The 3,490-nt window shown below is 69.8% G+C and carries 4 protein-coding genes and 1 pseudogene; 3 read left to right on the forward strand and 2 right to left on the reverse strand.

All coding sequences use genetic code 11. The features are described 5' to 3' along the window. Both ACFQ27_RS20645 and ACFQ27_RS20650 read right to left on the reverse strand, forming a co-directional pair. A pseudogene (locus ACFQ27_RS20645) lies at positions 1–474 on the reverse strand (biotin/lipoyl-binding protein); the annotation flags it as partial. Positions 475–479: 5 nt separating this feature from the next. Further along, the gene (locus ACFQ27_RS20650; RefSeq protein ID WP_377354897.1) at positions 480–842 is read right to left on the reverse strand and encodes a rhodanese-like domain-containing protein; all 363 of its coding nucleotides are present in this window, start codon (positions 840–842) and stop codon (positions 480–482) included. Positions 843–1,011: 169 nt separating this feature from the next. On the opposite strand from ACFQ27_RS20650, the gene ACFQ27_RS20655 reads away from it, so the two are divergent. From ACFQ27_RS20655 to ACFQ27_RS20665, 3 genes are all read left to right on the forward strand, one after another. Next, on the forward strand, positions 1,012–2,292 hold the full coding sequence (locus ACFQ27_RS20655) for an NAD(P)/FAD-dependent oxidoreductase (RefSeq protein WP_374345791.1): 1,281 nt from the start codon (positions 1,012–1,014) through the stop codon (positions 2,290–2,292). 20 nt (positions 2,293–2,312) lie between these two features. Next, entirely contained in the window at positions 2,313–2,516 is a 204-nt protein-coding gene (locus ACFQ27_RS20660) for a YgaP family membrane protein (protein ID WP_374345790.1), read from the forward strand. Then, the coding region (locus ACFQ27_RS20665; protein ID WP_377354898.1) for a TolC family protein at positions 2,513–3,490 on the forward strand (978 nt) is incomplete at its 3' end. The genes ACFQ27_RS20660 and ACFQ27_RS20665, both read left to right, overlap by 4 nt.

A 3,490-nucleotide genomic window follows, 5' to 3' on the forward strand; every position in this document is an offset into this window, starting at 1 on the left:
GAACCCCTGGGCGCGGGCGGCGGCCAGGCCCGCCCTGGCGGACCGCGCCTGGGCCTCGACGGCCTCCAGGCGCGCCTTGGCGTAGACGCCATTGGAATAGAGGTCCTGCGTCCGGGCGAGTTCGGCCTCCGCACGCGCGGCCTCGGCGGCGGCGGCGTTGACCTGGGCGTCATAGGCGTGGGTCTGCAGGTTCAGCCGGTCGTCCTGGACGCGGGCGATGACCTGACCGGCGCGCACCATGTCCCCCTCCTTGACGGACAGGGAGATCAGCAGGCCGCCGATGCGGCTGCGGGCCTCGGCCATGTCGCGGGTGGTCAGGGTCCCCGGTGTCGGCTTCAGGTCTGGCGTGGTCTGGGCGTGAACCACCAGCCGGCCCTGGGCGGGCGCGCGCTCGACGGCGCGCACGTCGGTCTCTGGGGCGCCGCAGCTGGCCAGGGCGCCGGCGGCGAAGAGGGCGATGAGGCTGCGGCGCATGGCGGTCACCCCGGATCGCGCAGGGCGCCGGTCGCGGCGTCCACCGACGCCGTCGGCAGGCCCGTGGCCTTCCAGGCGGCGATGCCGCCGGCCAGGTGAGCGTCGATTTTGTGGCCCGCCTTCTGACAGCGCTCCACCGCCATGGCCGAGCGCTTGCCGCCCGCGCACTGGAACACGATCAGCTTGTCGCCCGCTTCAGGCAGCGTGGCGGGATCAAGGGTCGAGAGCGGCAGGTTCAGGGCGCCGTGGATGCGCTCCACCGCGAACTCGGCCGGCTCGCGCACGTCGATGAGCAGAATCTTGTGGGCCTTCAGCTCGGCGGCGACCGTCTGGGGCGACAGGTCGCGGGTCTTGGGGCTCGAGAACATGGACCTTCTCCAAAGGGCTTGGCATTTCGTGATTGCGTATATGCGCAAATACATATATTCAGTCAAGTGTTGTTAGCACCCTGGGCCCTTCGGAGCCCGCAAGGTGTGACCTGAATCAAGAGCCGGCCGGCCAGGACGCCGCGGACCGCGCGCACGGAGGAGATCCCTGATGGGCAAGCCGAATATTGTTGTGCTGGGAGCCGGGCTCGGCGGCTCGATCGCCGCTTTCGAGATCAAGGCGGCGGTCGGCGACAAGGCCGACGTGACCGCCGTCTCCAAGGGCGACACCTTTCATTTCGTTCCCTCGAACCCCTGGGTTGCGGTCAACTGGCGCAAGCGTAAGGACATCGAGGTCGGACTGCCCGCGACTCTGAAGCGCAAGGGCGTCGCCTTCAACAGCGTCGGCGCCAGGAAGGTCGATCCAGCCAATAACCGCCTCGAGCTCGAGGACGGCTCGAACCTCGCCTACGACTATCTGGTGATCGCCACCGGGCCGGATCTGGCCTTCGACGAGATCCCGGGCCTGGGGCCGCACGGTGGCGCCACTCAGTCCATCTGCCATGTGGATCACGCCGAGAACGCCGCCGCCGCCTTCGAGGCCTTCTGCGCCAATCCGGGGCCCATCGTGGTTGGCGCGGTGCAGGGAGCCTCCTGCTTCGGTCCCGCCTACGAGTTCGCCATGATCCTGGACACCGAGCTCAAGCGGCGGAAGATCCGCGACAAGGTTCCGATGACCTTCGTCACGTCCGAACCCTATGTCGGCCATCTGGGCCTGGACGGGGTGGGTGACACCAAGGGGCTGTTGGAAAGCGAGATGCGCCAACGGCACATCAAGTGGATCACCAACGCGCGCGTCACATCCGTCGACCCCGGCCTGATGCATGTGGAGGAAGTGGACGAGGGCGGCCAGGTCAAGGCGACCCACGACCTGCCCTTCGGCTTCTCCATGATGTTGCCAGCCTTCCGGGGCGTGGAGGCGGTGCGCGGCGTCGAGGGCCTCTCCAACCCGCGCGGCTTCATCCTCGTGGACAAGCACCAGCGCAACCCGACCTTCCGCAATGTCTTCGCCCTGGGGGTCTGTGTCGCCATCCCGCCAATGGGGCCGACCCCGGTGCCGGTGGGCGTTCCCAAGACCGGCTTCATGATCGAGAGCATGGTTACGGCCATCGCCCACAACCTGGCCGCCATCCTGTCCGGGAAGGAGCCTGACGAGGAGGCCACTTGGAACGCCATCTGCCTGGCCGACTTCGGCGACGGCGGTGTCGCCTTCGTGGCCCAGCCGCAGATCCCGCCGCGCAACGTCAACTGGTCGTCCAACGGCAAGTGGGTTCATCTCGCCAAGGTCGGCTTCGAAAAATACTTCATCGGCAAGGTGAAGCGCGGCGAGAGCGAGCCCTTCTACGAGAAGCTCGCCCTAGACGTCATGGGCGTCCGCAAGCTGAAATCCTGATTAAAACCAAGGAGGTCGCCATGACCCTGGATCGTGCTGTCTTCGCCTTCGCCGGCTGCGTCGTCCTCTTGAGCGTCGCCCTGGCTCACTACGTTCATCCCTGGTGGATCGGCCTGGCCATTTTCGCTGGCCTGAACATGTTTCAGGCCGCCTTCACCGGCTTCTGCCCGGCCGCGATGATCTTCAAGAAGCTGGGCGTCCGCGCGGGGGCGGCCTTCAAGTGAGACGCCTCGCCCTTCTGGGCGCCGGGCTGGCGGCCGTGCTGGCCGCGCAGCCCGCCTCCGCCCTGTCCCTGGACGAGGCGGTCGCGCTCGCCCGCAAGACCAATCCGGACCTGGCCCAGGCTCGGGCCCAGGCGGACCTGGCCGCCGCCAAGCTCTCCGAAGCCCAGGCGCAGCGCCTGCCTAGCCTCGCCCTCAGCGGCGAGACGGGCCAAGGCTCCATCGACCTGGGCGGCTTCTTCGGGTTCGGCAAGGCCGACGTCTCGCCGCGCGCCGCCCAGGTCGAACTGCGCGCGCCCCTGTTCACCGGAGGAGCGGTGTCCGCCGCCATCGCCGCCGCGCGCGCCGAGCGCGAGGCCGCGACCCAGTCCGCCTCGGGCGCGGCCGCGACCCTCGAAGTCCGGGTGGCGGAGGCCTATGCCGGCGTCCAGGCCGCTGACCGATTGCTGGACCTGGCCCGCCTGGGCGAGGCCCAGACGGCCGAGATCCTGCGCCAGGCCCGGCTACGTTTCGACAAGGGCGAGGTCGCGCGCACCGATGTCGACCAGGCGGCCGCCCGCCAGGCCGACGCCCGCGCCGACCTGGCCCGCGCCACCGGCGAAGTCGCCCGTGCTCGCGCTCACTTCCAGGCGGTGGTCGGCGTCGCGCCCGACACCCTCGAACCCGTCCAGGCCCCCGCGACGGTCGCAGCGACGCTTGAGGACGCCCAGGCCCAGGCCGAGCGCTCCAATCCCCAACTCCGCGCCGCCGAGGCCCATCTGCGCGCCGCTGAGGCCGGGGTTCGGATGGCTGAGGCCGAGCGCCTGCCCAACGTCGCCCTCACCGCGGTCGGCTCCAGCGTCGAGGACAAGTTCTTCCCCGGCTACAAGGCCGATGGCTATTCCGTGGGCGTGCAGGGCCGCTGGACGCTGTTCGCGGGTGGGGCCATCAACGCGCGCGTGGCCCAGGCGCAGGCCGCCGCCCGGGCCGCCCGGGCC

Origin of the sequence: Phenylobacterium conjunctum, assembly GCF_042679085.1 — a bacterium.
In the GTDB taxonomy this organism is placed as follows: Bacteria; Pseudomonadota; Alphaproteobacteria; order Caulobacterales; family Caulobacteraceae; genus Phenylobacterium; species Phenylobacterium conjunctum.